Origin of the sequence: Acinetobacter sp. BHS4 (assembly GCF_018454425.1) — a bacterium.
GTDB lineage: Bacteria > Pseudomonadota > Gammaproteobacteria > Pseudomonadales > Moraxellaceae > Acinetobacter > Acinetobacter pittii.
The window spans coordinates 1018272-1036479 of the sequence record NZ_CP075323.1; the positions used below are offsets into that span (position 1 = coordinate 1018272).

Consider the following 18208-nt stretch of genomic DNA (forward strand, 5'->3'; position numbering starts at 1 on the left):
AAACCGAGGGAAACATGATAGAAGTGGTCGATGGGCAACGTCAGCTCAGTGAGTGTAAACGAATCGTTGTTAAAATCGGATCATCTTTACTTACAGCTAATGGGCAAGGTTTAGATCTAGATGCTATTTCGCATTGGGCGAAACAGATTGCAGATCTGCACAATGCTGGACACGAGATTATTTTAGTGTCATCAGGAGCTGTAGCAGAAGGTATGGTTCGTATGAAGCTTGCGAGTCGACCCACCGATCTACCCAGTCTACAAGCCTGTGCTGCAATTGGGCAGATGGGCTTAATTCATACTTGGTCTAGTGTGCTTGAAAACCATGGTATTCGTACTGCTCAGGTTTTGTTGACTCATGATGATCTGGCAGATCGCCGTCGTTATCTGAACTCGTGTGATGCTTTGCAAAACTTGATTGATTGGCGTGTGATTCCTGTTATTAATGAAAATGACACGGTGTCTACCGATGAGATCCGTTTTGGTGATAATGATACTTTAGCTGCTATGGTGGCAGGTCAGGTTCACGCAGAATTGCTGATCATTTTAACCGATCAGCAAGGTATGTTTGACTCAGATCCGCGTCATAACCCTGATGCTAAATTACTCTCTACTGTTCGGGCTATGGATGATGATTTATTCGATATGGCCGGCGGTGGTGGTGTGCTTGGCAGAGGTGGGATGGTCACTAAAGTTCGTGCTGCACGTTTAGCTGCAAAATCTGGCTGCCCAACTCTCATCGCAAGTGGCGAAAGTGATAATGTGCTGTCACGTGCGATGGCAGGTGAGATGCTAGGCACTTTGTTTACTACAGATAAAGACCGCATGACTGCTCATCAACAGTGGCTCGCTGCTCATTTACAAACAGCAGGTCGTCTTGTGATTGATGATGGTGCTGTTGAAGCGATTAAATTGAAACATCGTAGTTTGCTCCCTGTTGGAGTTAAAAATGTTGAAGGACATTTTGATCGTGGTGATGTGGTTGAATGTGTCGATAAGCAAGGTAAACGTATTGCGGTAGGTCGAGTAAACTTTAGTTCACGATCAGCCGAAATTATTAAAGGCTTAGCCTCAGATAAGGTTTATCAAGTACTTGGTGAAGCTCGTTCACTTGAAATGATTCACCGTGATCATATGGCAATTTATTAAGTTTTGCTCAAATAAAAAAGCTCGCTTTATGCGAGCTTTTTTTCTGGCGTTAAACGAGGTAAAACACGATCTTCACCTACCATATATGGATGTGTGGCAAGACTAAGCATGTCTAAGTCTTCCGAGCTATTACCATAAGCATAAATCTGGTGGTAATGCTGTAGCGTATATTGCTGATGTATCCTTAACTTCTTTTGTTCACTACTACAGTCTGGAGTGGAATAGTAACCCGTCATCATGCCGTTTTTAATTTGAGTTTCAGTACAAATTAATTCGATATCTAGTAACTTGCAAAGTGGAGCAAGATAGACATCAATTGAAGCTGAAACTAATACGACCTGATCACCACGCAATTGATGGTGTTGTAACTGATTAAAAATTTCAGGCGAAAGTACAGAGACTAACTCTTGTGCGTATTCTTCACCTAATTTTTGTAATTCAATTGCAGGCGTATTTTTAAACATGCTACGGAATAACTTAGCACGCATAGCATGGGCAGGATAAAAGTTAAGATAGTAGGCTTGAATCCATGGCAGAATTTTCAAGCCTTGCTTAACAATGTGACGCTTAGATAAAGCATAAAAGATGAACCCTGTAAAACTATCTTTACTACACAAGGTTCCATCAAAATCGAACAGGGCGAGACTTTTTATAGTCTTATTCGTTTCGCTCGTTGCATACATGTTTCATATCGTCCGTTTACGCGGGTTGCATACCAATTGGTATTATAATCACGACTTAATTTAGGCCCAGAAATTACCACTTGAGGCATAATTGCATAGAGTGGTTCTTTGCCAGTTTTTGATTTATAAAGTTTAGTCAGCGCAATATAAGTTTGAGTACTTTCAAACTTTTTCTCTTTTTCTAATTTAAGATCATCACGAATTTGTCGTGGGGTAACCAATACATTATTTTTTGCAAATACCGTAATCAGCTCTTTTTCTGACTCGCTTTGAGCTGCGCGTGGATCGCCATCTTTTGTATAAAGAAGTAGATCGCCATCAAGGCTTATATCTGTATCAGTAAGTTCTTTTAGCATTTTTTGAAAAGCTGCATTACGGCTAGAGTACATACCAGAGTTATAATCCGCAAAACGATAAATGGCTTTATCGTAGTCTGCCGGATAAACCATTAAACGATGTATGCCGTAATATAAACCACCGTATTCAGTATATAGGTCATCGCGGAGCGCAGCAGTACTCATACTCGAACGCTTATTGGCTTTAGCATAGTTAATATGAACTTGCATTGAGCCCAAAGTCGTAATAGGGTTCATTTTCTCGCCAATATCTTGACCAACCAATTTGGCTGCACCAGTTAAGGCACTCACATGATAGTGTTTAGCCATGAAGTCGAAAATTTCTCGGTAAAGTAAGTCGAGTTCTTTCTCGGTTTTAACTTTACGCATTTGACTCATATAGTTGTTATCAAGAGAGGGCTGAGTTCTTAGAACTTCTTCAAAGTAACCAGCAATTGTTCCACCAACGGTTTTGCCAAGCTTATCTTCAAATTTTTCATTTAAACGTGTACTAACTTCTTCAACTGCCTTTTGTCCTAACCCAGGCACTTGAGGGTTGGCAACAAAGTTAGATTCCTGATCCACTACAGCCACAATACTACAGACATTTTTCTTGGTTTTAGGAATATCCAAGTCTTTCATAATATCATCAATATCTTTAGCCCATGACTCACGGTCATGCACACGTGATGGAATTAGACGTTTAATCTGTTGGCTTTCTAGTTCAGGCTCATCATTGTTTGACCACCAAGCTTTATCACCACAAGCAGCTAAACTCATGCATACGGCAGCCATGCCGAATGATTTTAATAAAAAACGGGAAGACAACGGTTTGTTCATGACGAGGAAAGCACCTGCATAAAAAGATGAGCCGATTAAGCGGATGAAGTATACTATGTTGATCATCAATTGTATGAATATATATGTATATTGGTCCCTATCAACTGTCAAATAATTTAATTGTTGCTCCTATGGCCGGAGTTACTGACCGTCCATTTAGAACACTCTGCAAGTATTTTGGCGCAGGCCATGCAGTCAGTGAAATGATGACTGCTGATAAAACTTTGCGGATGAGCAAAAAGAGCCTCTACCGTGCGAACTTTGATGGTGAACTCGCTCCAATCTCTGCTCAAATTGCAGGCTCTGATCCTGAGCAATTGGCAGAGGCTGCACGCTATCAAGTAGCAAATGGCGCACAAATTGTTGATATTAATATGGGATGTCCTGCCAAAAAAGTATGTAATAAGCTCGCTGGTTCAGCGTTATTACAAGATGAAGACTTAGTGGCTCGAATTCTTGATGCAGTGGTCGCTGCTGTTGATGTTCCCGTGACTTTGAAAACCCGTTTGGGCTTTTTAAATGGTCAGGAAAATATTTTAAGAGTCGCAAAAAGGGCAGAAGAAGCGGGGATTGCTGCGCTGGCTTTACATGGCCGTACTCGCGAAGACATGTATTTAAATACAGCACGTTATGATTTGATCAAACATGTCAAAGAATTAATCAATATTCCACTTATTGCGAACGGTGATATTGATAGTCCTGAAAAAGCAAAATATGTACTCGACTATACTGGGGCAGATGCAATTATGATTGGTCGAGCTGCTCAAGGTCGACCATGGATTTTTCGTGAAATTGCTCATTATTTAAAAACTGGTGAACATTTGGCTGCACCTAATATTGAAGAGGTGAAGCAGGTGTTACTAGGACATTTATCAGAACTTTATCAATTTTATGGTGAATACTCTGGCTGCCGTATTGCCCGCAAACACATTGCTTGGTATACAAAAGGTTTACGCTCAAGTAACGAATTTCGCCAAAATATGTATAAAGTTGAAAGCACTGCTGAACAGGCGATAGTAGTCGAAAATTATTTTAATCAGTTATTAGCTGAAGGCAATTTGATGAGTGATGTTCAGGTTGAGCAGGTTAACTTACTAGAAACCCATTAAATAAAAAGCCAGTATATGATTACTGGCTTTTTAAGATTTACTCATCTTCTAACATTTCTACCACTAACTGGTTAACCAGATCAGCAGCATCTAGCTCTCGTATTTGCGAGACATTACTACCCGCCCAAAAAGCACCGAAGCCATAGTCTTTATTCTTGCTTGCAATGGCATTTAATTGCTTAGCTAGATCGTATGCATATGGATATTCGGGTTGAGGAGGGCGACTTGGTAGATCAATTTGTGTATGCCAATGGTTGAGCAGGCCACGGGCTGGACGCCCAGAAAGACTGGCGCTGATTTGTGTTACAGGTTCATTAAATAAAGCTTTACGATACTCGGCAGATGCATTTGATGTATGGCATTGCACAAATGCTGTTCCGAGTTGAACAGCAACAGCTCCTAAGCTCAACATATGCCGTGCCTGTGCTCCATTCATAATTCCGCCTGCGGCTACCACAGGTGGTTTGCAATGCTTGACAATAAGGTGTACTAAATCGCTCGTTTTAATTGCTGCATCAAAGGCTTTATTAAAGATTCCACGATGTCCGCCTGCTTCAATCCCTTGAGCAATAATAATATCTATACCAGCCGTTTCAATGGCTTGTGCTTCAACTAAGTTGGTAGCAGACACCATCGTAATAATTCCGGCATCTTTTAATGCCTGAATTTGATGAGGATGGGGAATGCCAAAATGAAAACTGACCGCTTTAGGTTTGGTTTCTAATACGACATTTAGAAAATCATCGTTATCAAGAAAACTTGGATAAATACAGTTTAAGTTTTGAGGAGGCTGTTCTCCGAAATTTTCAAATTGTGGGCGTAAATATTCAATCCACTGAGCAGAAGTTTGAAGGTTAAGTTGTTCGGGTTGATGACAGAAAAAATTAACCTGAAATGATTTTTCTGTAAGTGTTTGGGTTTTTAAAATCTGTTCACGTGCACTTTGCGCTGTATTTGCACCTAGACCTAAGGACCCAAGACCACCCTGATTAGAAACTTCTGCTGCAAGTTCAGGTGTAGATACACCTGCCATAGGGGCAAGAAAAATTGGATGTTTAATTTCAAGTTGTTGTAATAGGTCCATTTTATTCACCTCATTTCTTTCTATTCACCATAGCGTGAAAACCGAACCAAGAGCAAATAATATTGGGCATTTAGTTTTTAAATATTTAGTTCTTAAACATTGATAAGTTCTGATTTTTTAAAGTGGAGTAACATGAAATAAAGAGCCGATCCAGCTTGAAAAGCCCATCGCTAAAATTCCCCACAAGGTAATGCGTAGGCTCCCTTTAAGCTTAGAAGTGCCCGCGAAATGACTTGATAGCGCTCCTAAAAAGGCTAATGAAATAATGCCAAATATTAAGACTGTTTTTTCGATCCATATCTCTGGACTGAGTAAAATAGCCAGCATAGGAAACAATGCCCCAAATGAAAATGAGCCAGCTGAAGCTAATGCGGCTTGAATAGGATTTGCTGCGGTATTTTCATGAATACCTATTTCATCACGCGCGTGAGCCCCTAATGCATCATGATTTGTAAGTTCAGTAGCAACTTGTAGCGCTAAATCAGGTGCTAAGCCTCTGGATATATAAATTTGAGTGAGTTCGTCCAGTTCACGCTGCGGATGCTTTTTAAGTTCTTGTTCTTCAAATTTTAAGTCGGCTTTTTCAATATCTTCTTGTGATTTTACTGAAATATATTCTCCTGCAGCCATAGAGGTTGCACCGGAAATTAAACCAGCAATACATGCAATAAGAAGTGTATGAGCAGAAGCCCCACTTGCAGCCATTCCCATAATTAGACTAGTAACAGAAATAATTCCATCATTTGCCCCTAAAACGGCCGCCCTTAACCACCCTGAGCGGTGAATAAAATGATGTTCTGGATGTTGAGAAAAGGACATGTTTTCTCCTATTTGTAGTTATAAATTTTTATCTTATCCTATAAGATTATTTACAATAATACGATTAAAAAATGTGTCATTATAGGAAAAACAAACAGATAAGAACTTTTTAAAACATCATATTAAAGGAGATAAAATGAACAATTTAAAGAACTCATCTACTTATATAAAACAGTGTCATTTATGGGTTTAATTATAATACTTATTGATTAAATTTTAATTTGATTGCTACGCAAGCATTCTATCTACTTTACTTTAGAGGTCCCAATGAATAGCAAAACAATAAAATCTATAACCCGTTCCTTTATCGTTATTGGTTCGATCTGTCCAGCTTTATGCCTCTTAAGTATTGAGACTAGTTTTGCGCAAGAGATTGTTAATCAAGAATACAAACCTGGAAACCCAATTTATGATAAATGGGATCAATTTTATAAAATTGAGAAGACTCAACCTGAAAATGCCGAGAAGTTATTATTAGAACTTGGAGAGATGACGCCACAAGATATCAAAGTTTGGAAAAGCTTAACTTATTTACAGATTCGACTGGGGAAACAAGATGCAGCTTTGCAAAGTCTGAGAAAAGCAGAGGCATTAGATCCAGCAGATGATAATTTAAAACTCCAAGAAGCCTATCTACTGAATTCTCAAAAAAATAACAAAGAGGCTCTGGTGGTTTTTAAGGAGCTTACCCAGTCTAAAGATGCTGATATTGCGACTAAAGCGACACAGGCTGTAAAAAATCTGAGTGGAGGAGAGGTCAAAACTTATTTCCGTGATGTGTATTTTGCGCCTTCATATGAATCACGTTACGACGATGTAATTTTCCCACTTAAAGCTCGCTATGGTAAGAACCTCGATAATGGTCGAGCGCAGGTGTATGGCTTTTTAAATCTAAACCGCGATACTCAATCTCAAGGTGGTGTACGACCTGAAATTATTGATGAAAATGCAGTAACTCTAGGTGTAGGCGCTAATTATCAACCTTGGACTTCTATACCTGTGCGCATGTATTTAGAAGTAGGTGGAAGCTATGATCTAATTGATCGAAATAGAGATAAGTTTCGTGAAAGTGTTGTCGGTGGGGTGACAGGTTATCAGGAGTGGTATTCTCAAAATAGTTGTAATCAGCCACTTTGCTTTAATGATTACTTCACTGATTTATATGGCAATGCAGCAACTTATTCTAGAGAAGATTATAACGTTATTGGTGATTTGAGATTACGCACGGGTCTGAATGTCTATAAAGGTGAGAATGGAACTGTACAGGCGTATATGAAATTGCATGGCTTAGCTGACAGTAAAGATGAGTATTACAATAATTTATTTGAATATGGCCCAGGTATTTCATGGCAGCCTTTTAATTATCAACCTATAAAATTACGTGTAGAACGACTATATGGCAATTACTTTAAAGATGTGCCAGTAAATACGAAAGATCATTACAACAATACTCGAGTAGAGCTCGTTTTTTATAAGGATTTCTAAGAATTAAGGTTAGTATTTGACTCGATTTATGGTGGTAGGAATACCACCATAAGTGAGGCGGTACCATAAGCTCACAATATTAACGCACCAGCGGCTCATGTAATGAGGGCCATCAAAAATATAAACAGTTTTACCTTCATATGCTTTTAGCTGAGAAATAATTTCCCAAGGATACGCGGCTCTAAATTGCCCATTCTTTTTTACCCTAAAAGCTTCTAACACTATAATTACTTTGTCTTTTCCAAGTTTATCTTCAAGCTGATCTAAAATATGTTTGGCCTGTTTAGGTGATCGAACGCCAACACCAACGCCATCTTGGAAAAAAACTCCACTATGGTTAGGTAGCCAGCTTTTAACCCACAAATCATAATTTTCAGGCTCAGTTTCGCCACTATAAATACTCACCCAGACTGGTGCAGGAAGTTTAGACAATACATGACCTAAAGCACTAACTCGTAGCCAAGTTGGATCTGCTTCTACTGGAAAGTAATAACCTTTAAATGCTGTTTTTTGTTCTTTTATAATTTGGGCAGATTTTTCACCTAACTCAATGACATTAGCCCGAGCTTTAGGTTCATTATATTCACCAGCTAAGCCTAATATAAGATTTTTTGCCCAAGGTTCTTGTTTAATCTTTTCTAAATTAATAGCTTTTTCCCATTGAGGAAAATTTGATTCTTTCCACCAAGATTTAGATTCAACAACAGACCATTGGGGAACAAATGTATCGACACCTAAGTAGTGCCAATTTCCTTCTGGAGGAGTCGTGTTATTGTCAGGTTGCCAGAAAATGCCTTCAATATGAGGGGCTTGACCTTGATGTTTGAAAAGCCCCGCATATCCAATGACACTACATATAATTAAAATAATAAAAGCAGCTATTTTAATTGGTATCTGTTTTCTCATTATTTCGTCTTAACCAGTACCACAAGAAGATAATTATTATCATAATTGCAGAGATAATCACAACTAGTAAGAAGAAAGAAGACTGTTGGACTAGAGGCGCCTTTTGATTTCCGACAATGAGTTTTTGTAAAACATAAATATTTCCATTTTCTGAAACCAGCATTTTTGTCACGTTGTTTGGAATTTTATGTTGTATTTTTTCCCAAAGGTGCATAAAAGTTTGTGCGCCACCTTGTGAGTCGGTAATCACATCAAAGCGGTTATTGTTATAACTGACAATAAAACCATTTTGGGCAGCAGGAGCATAAATAATATCCTGATGCATTAGTACTTGTTGTTGATAAATATCTTTGTTAACGCGGACATTTACGGATTGTGGCGCGCTCGGTGAATAACGGATTAGGTTGAGAGGCATTGGTGCTTGTGTTAAAAGCATTTTTTTCGCGGTTTGGCCTAATACAATAGCGATATTTAATGCACCAGATTGATCATCAATCGCAATTGTCGGAGTCGTTGCTAAAGTCATTGAAATTGCGGCTACACCATTTTTGAGTTTATGAGGTAGCTTTACAGTAGACTTGGCTGTATCAATCCAGAGCGAACCATGTGCAGTGGGTAAACACTGAGAGTTAGCAATCACCGAGTTTTCAAGCTTTAAACTAAAATTGGTCGTATTAGAAATAGCTTTTGCAAAAATGTTGAATTGTCGGTTTACAGGATCGGAAGCAAGGTCGGCTGTTTTCATGCTTCCAGCAAGTCCTCCATCAATCCAAGCCGTGATATTTGAACCTTGCAATAAACCACTTTGAATACGAAGTGCAATTTGCCCTTGCAAGATATCGGTTGGTTGCCATACTGCAGGGAAATCAAGGAATAAGTTCTTTTCAGCATGATTTAATCTGAAGTCCTCAATGCCTAAATCGGCAAGTGTATTGATTTTTTTAAATTGTGCCCAAGTTGGGGTGGAGATTGTTGTGGGGAAAATTGCACTTCCTGTATCAAGTTGCTCTACGTATGAAGGATTAATTAATCCATTTATGGCAGCAGTGAGTTCTTGTGGGGTGTGATAAGTAATTGAAAGAGTAGCCACTCCATCTGCTGGTTTTGCGATTTGTACTAAAGCTCCCCCTTTAAGTGGCGTAGCTGAGCGAATCACTTCAATAATAAAATTTGTTTCATCATTTAAATTAGTTTGTCCTGAATCAACCCATTCAATTGGCGTGATTGAAGTCCATGAACTTGCTAATCTAGCCAGCATTGAAGCTTCTATAATCTCTTTACGGTTATATTTTAAAATACCAACAAACGGAGTAGGCCGTCTCGCTTGTGGATTAGCTAAAGCATCTGGTAAGTCTTTTAAACGGTATACATTACGGATAGGCGTAAAGTCGAGTTGGGAATTGCTTAAATAAGTTAAGTGATCAATATCTTCTGTACAGAATGTTTCTTTGGTTTGATTCCGTGTAGTTGGTTTAGCATACTGTTGAATAATAAAATCTAAACGATGAAAGCCACTCTGACTTGCTGGAATATCAAATTTGACTTGACCATCCCCACTTAGCGTAGTGTTATAAATGAGTTTGTCATCATATTTTACAAGTAAAGTTGTATCACTTTCAGTGGAATAATCACTTGAAAATTGAATGTTTTGCCACTGGGCACCTTTGCCAATATAGAAAAAATGAGGCTCGACTGTGTATTTAGTAGAAGTACTAATGTCGTCCAATTTCCATGTGTAAGCATGAGCAGACATGGCGAGCATAAGACTGGTGCTGGCAAGGAGCACTTGAGCTGTGTTGTAGAGATCAAAAGTCTTTTTCATTTATTTTTTCTCCTTGCTACGTTCCGTTTTGTACCATTGAAGGGAATTACCCTGTATTTTATTTTTAAGCATGTCATATGCGGCTTTAAATACAATGAATAGAAAAACTTGTGAGTAACTTACATAAGATAGAACTGAATAAAAGTAGAGTTCTGGTTTTACTTTTTCGAGTGAAAGGGTAAACCACATTTGTGCAACATATAAGCAAAATGAGAGTCCCCACAACGTGGTAAATGGACCCGGAACTGAAATACCTGCTATATCAAGCAACCCAAGGGTTAACGTGATATGACTCCAGAATAAAGCGGGTACAAAAAGTATGTAGCACATAATGTTATTTAGAATTTCAATTCCTATAGGAAAAGGTGTTCTTAATGCTACGGGCAAATATTTACGAGTTACATAAAAATTACCTTGTGTCCAACGTGAGCGCTGTTTCACAAATACACTCAGAGATGGGGGGTCTTGCTGCCAACCAATCGCATAGGGCACCCATTTAATTCGTTTTTGGCCGATAAAAATCCTAAAACTCATTTCAGTGTCATCGACCAATGACTTTTCATCGAAACCACCTAAGGTTTCTAAAGCATCACGCCAAATCACATAGTTAGTACCCATCAATGTTGATAATTCAAAACGTTGCCAACGACCGCCTTGGAAAATCCATTGGAAAAAGATGAACTCAATTGCGATAAATCGGGTCAAAATACTATCTTGCCAATTACGTGTTCTTACTTTTCCATTAACGGCTACTAATTTTTTATCGGCAAGCAGGGTTTGAGCTAGCAAGCGGACACAGTCGGGTTCAGGCGTACTATCTGCATCATAAACAACAATCAATTCGCCTCTAGCATGGGGGAGGCCATTATTAAGCGTTCTAGATTTACCTTTACCACCCATTCCTTTAGGAACATTAACAATCTTTATGCAAGGATAAATTTTTGCCAAATTTTCGGCGATTTCTAAGGTGTTATCCTTTGAACCATCATTAATAAGTAAAACTTCATATGCTTCGGCTGGGTAATCTTGTTGAGCAATTGCATGCAAAGTATCTTCAATCACAACCCCTTCATTATAGGCAGGGATCAAGACACTCAAAACAGGCCATCTTTCTGGTATAGGAAGGTTTTGTAGCTCTTTTTCAGCTGTTTTTGAATATTTCCAAGCTTGATAACTTAACCACGCCCAAAATGCTTGTGGAATCCAAATCCCTAAAAAGCCAAATAAGAAGAGAATATCAATGGGAGCCATTTGATTTAACCCTCCTAATAATAGACGAGATGAGCAATACCAATAAAAGCAACCCCACTACTAAGGAGATCCATGAAATATAGCTACCAAACGTACCAAGGAGGTCTGGGTAGGTACTCGTGAGAATTAGATCGAGTGGAACTACAACAGTACTTAACCCAATGAAAATATAGCCAATAAGACTAGTCTCTACTTCTTCAGGCGTACTTATGTAATTAATCTTATTAAATTTCCATGATATTCCCAGTTGAGGATACCGAATATTTGTTGTGGGTAGATCGGCAGGAGGATTAATAATAATTTCATAGCCAGAAATATGACTATTAAAAGGTTTAGCCGAATAAAATAAATGCTGTTTTTGCTTAATCTCTCTAGAGGGGAGAGGAAGCTGTGACGGATTAAATTGAATAATATAGCTACCAGGGGTCTGTGAAATTAAGTTTTCATCCCAACCTGTTGAGACAAATGCAGCCATAGGCCGTAAACCAATTGCGGTCGAAAATGTGGCTTTAGCCGCAAAATATTGAGGCTGCTCTGATTTATAAAGTGCAATTGGAATCGCACCTTGGCTGACTGCCTCTTTGAGCAAGAAATAATGAGAAAAACTGAAAACTTCATCTGGCAATATAATGCCGGGTTTTATTCCTTTATGAATCAGCTCTTGAAAACTATCTGAACTGATCTGGTCAATTGTAAAGACAGGCCACCATGTGTCTTGATAAGGGAAAAACATGGAAAGATCGTCTGTGCTTTGAACTTCTGTTTTGGTGTATTCAGTTTTAATCTCACAATGATAATATTGCCGATAGAACTGCTGTAAAGTGGCATCAGGATACTGACTAGATGCAATAATAATTCCACAAATATTAAGAAGATTAGACATTAAGTCGTCTCCTCTTCAGGTGGAATTTGAATAATTTTATATTCCACTTCAAGCCGCAAGGTCATAATTTCTCTAAGCTTTTTAATGAAATCAGGCTCTTCATCCATTTTTTGCTTGCGAATTACAATACTGTATATAGTTTCGAGATCATCATCAGCAAACTGGAAAACGATTTCTTGTGGATGATGCTGACTCAAAATTTTGATCATCTCATTTTGAGTTGTTTTCCACACATCGTCGCCTAACATTTCTTTAATTAAGCTTCGGTTGAGAATTCTAATTTCAAAGACTTCATAGTCTTGTATGTTATGATGATCAAGAAGCTTAAAGAAACTACGTTGGAAATACTTGAGTGCACTAAGCGGGAAAATATCACGGCGATAATTACGGTCATAACTTTGAATATCGCGGTATTTTTGAACGTTAATTTCAATATTATGGCGAACAGCACTCAGAAAAAGAGGAATGAGGGGAATAATAAAAAGTAAAAGAAGCTGACGTTCAATATGTGTCTGAGCTCCTAAGTCGAGTAGAAAATATACTGCAACACCGATAAAAGCGACTAAGCCCACAATTAAAGATGCGCCAACTTGTAAAAAAGCTCCAGAAATTAAAAGAATAAGAATAAAGATCCAGCTTCCTCTAAAACTTACAGGCAACCACTCATACGCCACTATACCCATAAATAGATGAGCTGCGATAATCCATAAGACGAGTGTTCTTCCAGGGTTCTTTTGTTGCTGTTGCATGTGAGCTATGGCTACCTTCTTATAATGTTAATTTTTTTATACTTTTATTACTAAATGTGAGACATTGCGAAGTTATTGTTGTTTATGGCCTTTTTAAGTAACTATTATGTTTATTTGTAGATCAAAGTCACTATTTAGTCAAATATTGTTGTTATTTTTTAATGAAAAATAAACAGATAAGACGCAACTCTTATCTAAATACTCTTGAAAGTTTCAATTGCTTTAAGACGAGTTTCCTTTAAATCTACAATTGGTTTTGGATAATTTAACTGAATATTCGTTTTAGTCGAGTAGGGCTCATGAATGGTTTTATTGTCTAGATGAGCTAATTCTTCAACCCATTGACGAATATAATCTCCATTTGGATCAAATTTCTTTGATTGAGCAATAGGGTTAAAAATTCTAAAGTAAGGTACAGCATCAGTTCCAGTAGAAGCACACCATTGCCAACCCCCATTATTTGCTGCTAAATCCCCATCGATTAAATGCTCCATAAACCATTGTTCACCTACTCGCCAATCGATGAGTAAGTTTTTACATAAAAACATAGCGGTAATCATGCGAACACGATTATGCATCCATCCCGTTTTTAAAAGTTGACGCATTCCAGCATCAATAATCGGTATACCTGTCTGGCCCGTTTGCCATGCAATTAGGTGGTCTGGATTGTGATTCCACTTAATTTTCTGAGTGTCTTTTTTAAACGGAATATGTTTAGAAACATGGGGGAAATCAAATAAAATATGTTGATAAAATTCTCTCCAAATGAGTTCATCTAACCAAGTCTGCTGGCCTTCATTTGTCAAATGAAAGTTGCCATGTTCAGCCTTAAAAAGAGCTTGCAAGCACTGGCGGATAGACAAAATCCCAATGTTTAAGTAGGGGGAAAGTTGGCTAGTTCCTTTTACATTGGGAAAGTCACGTTCTAATTTATAGGCAGATAAATGATCTTTAAGAAATACGTCGAGCTGCTCTAGAGCAAACGTTTCTCCAGCTGGCCATAGATCTTCTTGATCTTTAGAAACAGAAGGCTCAAACAAAGCTTTGATATCTTCTAAAGTTAAGCTGGTTCTTTTTGAAAAAGAAGTGGGGTAGCCTTTTTGCTTTTCTGGAATCGGATAGCATTGAGGTAACCCACTGATATCTAATTTTGAATAACATGCTTTTTTGAATGCACCGAAAACCTGATAGGGCTGCTGTGACTGGTTGCGAATAGAGCGTAAAGGAAAAATCGTACGGTCATGAAATAAAAAAAGTTCTTTGCCTTGTTGATTTAAAAAATCTTGTACAGTTTTATCTCTTTTTAATTCATTAACGCCGATCTCTATATTTGAATAGACATTTTCAATATTAAGTTGAGTGCTAAGTTCACCAATATAATCAGCGATATCTTTCCAGTAAGGAATGACTTGGATAATAAGGGGAATATTAAGTTGTTCTAGTTCTTTTTTGAGTTGTTGAAGTTGACGTAGATAGAAATTAATTTTTATAGGTGCATCATGATGCATTTTCCATTGTTCAGGCGATAAAATAATTAACCCAATACAAGGCCCTTGTTGAGAGGCATGCCATAAAGCAGCATGGTCTCGAACTCTCAAATCTTGACGAAACCAAATTAGCTGATTTACGTTTGACATGAAAATTGGCCCTTTTAGAGTGAAGTGAGTTAAAGAATTATTATCAAAATATTATATAAAAATAAATACATAAAAAAAGCAAAGCCGAAGCTTTGCTCTTATCATCTTTAAAGATGAATTAGTGGTGATGACCACCAGCACCGTGTACGTGACCGTGATCTAATTCTTCTTGAGAAGCATCACGGATTTCTACGATTTCAACTTCAAAAGTTAAATCTTGACCAGCAAGTGGGAAGTTAGCATCAACAACAACGTTGTCGCCTTCAACCGCTTTAACAGTAACGATCTGTACGCCGTCATCTGTTTGAGCTTGGAATTGCATACCAGGTTGAATGTTCTCAACACCTTGGAACATTTGAGCTGGAACTTCTTGTACTAGGTCTGGGTTGTATTCGCCATAACCTTCAGCAGCTGGAACGTTAACAGTGAATTTTTCACCAACAGTTTTACCTGTTAATGCATTTTCTAAACCAGGAATGATATTGCCTGCACCGTGCAAATAGGCAAGTGGTTCACCTTGAGATTGATCAAGTGTTTCACCCTCAGCGTTTGTTAATTTGTAGTGGAATGAAACCACGTGGTTATTTGCAATAGCAGTCATGTTTTTGATCCATTCAATCAATTGAAGCGTACATCATAAAGTGAAAAATAAATTTTGTAGACTACAAAATCTTAATCTTTGGCACTTTTTCTGATGCGTTTTTATATAAATAGGGACGAACTTAAAAAATTCAACTTAATACAGCTTAATTTTTGGACGTACACGTCTTGTAAGTAAATCTTTCATTGTGAGTAGTCCAGCCTGAGTATATCCGTGAATCGTTGCTTGATGTAAACGATATAAAGACACATACATTGTTTTCGCAATATAGCCTTGTACGCTGACATCTCCAAGTAATTCTCCAACGGCTTTATGACGACTTAAAGACACGAGAGAACCTTTGTCGTTAAATGTAAACATCGGCTGTGATCGGCCATTTAGTCGAGCAGCCATAGCATCGACTAAAAAGCTGGCCTGTTGGCTTGCAACTTGAGCACGGGGGCCAAGTGGAGGATGTCTTGCATCAAGTTGGCAATGAGCACAGTCACCAAACGCAAATACATTTGGATCAGAATAGGTTTGCAAGGTTGCATAGACCATTAGGCGGTTAATGTTATCGCGTTTAAAATCGGTAAAACTTTCTAATACTTTTGGTGCTTTTACACCTGCGGCCCACACGGTAATATCACTTTTGAGTTGATTACCATTACTAAAGTAGATGCAATGCTTATCAATTTTTTCAACACGATGTTGAGTTAAAATTTCAACACCCATTTTTTTAAGTTGTCCTGCACTGTGTTCAGCAGTTTTATCGCTTAGAGCAGGTAAAATACGCTCAGAAGCTTCAATTAGTGTAATTTTGACTTGGTTTGGATGAATCTTCTTTAAACCATATCGATAAAAGTTTTTAGTTGTTTCAATTAACTCAGCTGCCAGCTCTACACCTGTTGCTCCCGCACCAACAATTCCAATGTTTAAAGTTCGCTGATTGGGTTGATTTTGAGCTTCAATATAAAGATGTAATAAATCTTGCTGGAAAATATCGGCTTGCTTTCTGCTATCAAGGAAATGGCAGTTTTCACGCACTCCAGCGGTATTAAAATCATTTGATACTGAACCAAGCGCTAAAATAAGTGTGTCATAACTTAACTCTTGCGAATGATTTTGTTGGTCTTTAGACACCTGTGGGGGAATCAACTCAATTAATTTTTTGTCTTTGTTTACACCAACTAATGTTCCGAGCACAAACTCATAATGATGTTTTTCTGAGTGGGCAAAATAGTTAGTTTGTTCTTCATGGGGATTTAAAGAACCAGCAGCAATTTCGTGAAGCAATGGTTTCCAAATATGGGTAAGGTTTTGGTCAACCAATGTAATCTTTGCTTTACGATTTTTCCCAAAAGTTTCACCGAGTTGTGTGGCCAGTTCTAAGCCGCCAGCACCACCACCAACAATTACAATATGATGTAAATTTTGGGTCATTTTTTTCACCTAATTATTTTTCTATAAAAAAAGATGGCTAAATTATGCCATCTTTTATTTATAAAAATTATTGTGCGTCTGTGCACAATTTGATGTTTTTAGTGCGAATCTACTGGGTAAAGTTTTGCAGCACTATGTTCACTTGATGAAAAAATAGAGAAGAGGCTAGAAAACCACATTGCGATTTTTTGGAAAATGTTGGCTTCTTCAATATGTACATTATCTTCGATTTGAAGACTGCGGATCAGTTGATTATTTTGATAAATCGATACTGTTGCCAAACTTACGACTTTCATTAATGGCGCAGTTAGTTGTTTTTCATTGAGCTCAATGTTTACATGTGTTTGAGTCGTTTCAAGTGGAGCAATCACCTTGAGCTGTTGGTTACTATCAAGTACTTGAATACGTTGAGTTGCATTATCAAAAGTATTTAGGTCAATTGGTGCTGGGTCTGCATATAAAGATGTCGTTACAATTGTTGGTTGCTTTGTTTCAACCTTAAACATTTTTAAAGTCGACTTTACAACAGGTAGTTCAGCAATTAACTTCTGCTCAGGAATAATCACTTCATCACGTGTATAGGCATACGCAAGATTCATTAATTTATCTGCAATCTCAGCACGTTTTACAGCACTCGGCGTACCTAAAACAATGACTAATAAACGTCTTTGAGTTAAGTCAGATGAGAAAGAAGGACGTGAAGCTGTGAGTGCCAAGTTATAACCCGCTGCTTTGGTATATCCCGTTTTTAGACCGTCAACAGATGGGTCATATTTGAGCGCAAGGTTTGTCGCATGATGGAAGCGTTGGTTATAGCTAAAGCTTGGCATTTTTGAATAATGCAAATATTCAGGGGTTTGTTTAATTAATGCCTGACTTAATAAGCTAAGATCGTGTGCTGTAGTGAAATGGTCAGGCATCGTAATTCCGGCAGGATTACTAAAATGAGTATCTTTCATACCCAAAGCTTGAGCTTCCTGATTCATACGTTGCACGAAGCGCGGAACATCACCAGAGATTTTTTCAGCTAAAGTCACGGCTGCATCATTAGCAGACATTACGATTAGACCTGCCAATAACTGATCAACTGAAATTTGTTCACCAGCTTTAAGATACATTTGTGATTCATCCCACTGCACAACACTAACTACCGGAGTTGCAGTAATGATTTCTTCTTTTTTCAGTTTTCCAGCTTTAATCTCTTTTAGAGCAATGTAGGCAACCATCATTTTGGTTAAAGATGCTGGTGCACGTTGAACATGGCTATTATGCTCGGCAATGATTTGACCCGATTGAGTATCTACAATAGTCCATGCAGCGGCTTCAACACTTTCAGGTGCAATATTGAGTAGCGCAGCATTGGTTAGGGTGGTGCAGAAAAGACTGAATAGGGTAAAAAGAGATAGAAAAAATTTCACGGATGACCTTAACTTC

General features: G+C 38.0%; 16 protein-coding genes. 3 read left to right on the top strand and 13 right to left on the bottom strand.

Annotated features, from left to right (window positions below):
• Positions 1-14 precede the first annotated feature (14 nt).
• Positions 15-1148: a glutamate 5-kinase gene (gene proB / locus KIP84_RS04925; protein ID WP_002118789.1), complete on the top strand. Its 1134-nt coding sequence runs from the start codon at positions 15-17 to the stop codon at positions 1146-1148.
• Positions 1149-1174: 26 nt separating this feature from the next.
• Here the strand turns inward: proB and KIP84_RS04930 are convergent, their stop codons facing one another.
• Positions 1175-1831 carry an HAD-IB family hydrolase gene (locus KIP84_RS04930; protein ID WP_005067866.1) on the bottom strand — a complete coding sequence of 219 codons (657 nt, stop codon included), beginning with the start codon at positions 1829-1831 and terminating at the stop codon, positions 1175-1177.
• Entirely contained in the window at positions 1798-3006 is a 1209-nt protein-coding gene (locus KIP84_RS04935; protein ID WP_213689423.1) for a DUF1615 domain-containing protein, read from the bottom strand. Before KIP84_RS04935 ends, KIP84_RS04930 begins: the two co-directional genes overlap by 34 nt.
• Positions 3007-3089: 83 nt before the next feature.
• Here KIP84_RS04935 and dusB point away from each other — a divergent pair, with 83 nt between their 5' ends.
• Entirely contained in the window at positions 3090-4115 is a 1026-nt protein-coding gene (dusB, locus tag KIP84_RS04940) for a tRNA dihydrouridine synthase DusB (protein WP_005067871.1), read from the top strand.
• Between the two features lie 37 nt (positions 4116-4152).
• On the opposite strand, the gene KIP84_RS04945 is transcribed toward dusB, so the two are convergent.
• A complete protein-coding gene (locus tag KIP84_RS04945) occupies positions 4153-5199 on the bottom strand; it encodes a nitronate monooxygenase (RefSeq protein ID WP_213689424.1) in 1047 nt (348 codons plus the stop codon).
• Positions 5200-5316: 117 nt separating this feature from the next.
• Positions 5317-6018 (bottom strand): VIT family protein, encoded by a 702-nt coding sequence (locus KIP84_RS04950; RefSeq protein WP_005067876.1) that lies wholly within the window; start codon positions 6016-6018, stop codon positions 5317-5319.
• A gap of 267 nt (positions 6019-6285) precedes the next feature.
• On the opposite strand from KIP84_RS04950, the gene KIP84_RS04955 reads away from it, so the two are divergent.
• Entirely contained in the window at positions 6286-7503 is a 1218-nt protein-coding gene (locus tag KIP84_RS04955; protein ID WP_213689425.1) for a hypothetical protein, read from the top strand.
• A 9-nt stretch (positions 7504-7512) separates the two neighbouring features.
• Here the strand turns inward: KIP84_RS04955 and KIP84_RS04960 are convergent, their stop codons facing one another.
• From KIP84_RS04960 to KIP84_RS05000, 9 genes are all read right to left on the bottom strand, one after another.
• Positions 7513-8409 carry a hypothetical protein gene (locus KIP84_RS04960; protein WP_213689426.1) on the bottom strand — a complete coding sequence of 299 codons (897 nt, stop codon included), beginning with the start codon at positions 8407-8409 and terminating at the stop codon, positions 7513-7515.
• Positions 8387-10231, bottom strand: coding sequence for a hypothetical protein (locus tag KIP84_RS04965; RefSeq protein ID WP_213689427.1), 1845 nt, complete (start codon positions 10229-10231; stop codon positions 8387-8389). The genes KIP84_RS04960 and KIP84_RS04965 overlap by 23 nt, the downstream gene beginning before the upstream one ends.
• On the bottom strand, positions 10232-11482 hold the full coding sequence (locus KIP84_RS04970) for a glycosyltransferase (protein WP_005067892.1): 1251 nt from the start codon (positions 11480-11482) through the stop codon (positions 10232-10234). It lies immediately after the preceding gene.
• Positions 11469-12365, bottom strand: coding sequence for a hypothetical protein (locus KIP84_RS04975; protein ID WP_151282801.1), 897 nt, complete (start codon positions 12363-12365; stop codon positions 11469-11471). The genes KIP84_RS04970 and KIP84_RS04975 overlap by 14 nt, the downstream gene beginning before the upstream one ends.
• Positions 12365-13114 (bottom strand): hypothetical protein, encoded by a 750-nt coding sequence (locus tag KIP84_RS04980; RefSeq protein WP_057070293.1) that lies wholly within the window; start codon positions 13112-13114, stop codon positions 12365-12367. Before KIP84_RS04980 ends, KIP84_RS04975 begins: the two co-directional genes overlap by 1 nt.
• A gap of 194 nt (positions 13115-13308) precedes the next feature.
• Positions 13309-14751, bottom strand: coding sequence for a deoxyribodipyrimidine photo-lyase (locus KIP84_RS04985; RefSeq protein ID WP_213689428.1), 1443 nt, complete (start codon positions 14749-14751; stop codon positions 13309-13311).
• A 118-nt stretch (positions 14752-14869) separates the two neighbouring features.
• Positions 14870-15352, bottom strand: a complete 483-nt coding sequence (locus KIP84_RS04990; protein WP_002118581.1) for a peptidylprolyl isomerase — start codon at positions 15350-15352, stop codon at positions 14870-14872.
• Positions 15353-15487: 135 nt separating this feature from the next.
• The gene (locus KIP84_RS04995; protein WP_213689429.1) at positions 15488-16774 is read right to left on the bottom strand and encodes an NAD(P)/FAD-dependent oxidoreductase; all 1287 of its coding nucleotides are present in this window, start codon (positions 16772-16774) and stop codon (positions 15488-15490) included.
• A gap of 98 nt (positions 16775-16872) precedes the next feature.
• The gene (locus KIP84_RS05000) at positions 16873-18192 is read right to left on the bottom strand and encodes a D-alanyl-D-alanine carboxypeptidase PBP6B (protein ID WP_213689430.1); all 1320 of its coding nucleotides are present in this window, start codon (positions 18190-18192) and stop codon (positions 16873-16875) included.
• Positions 18193-18208 lie beyond the last annotated feature (16 nt).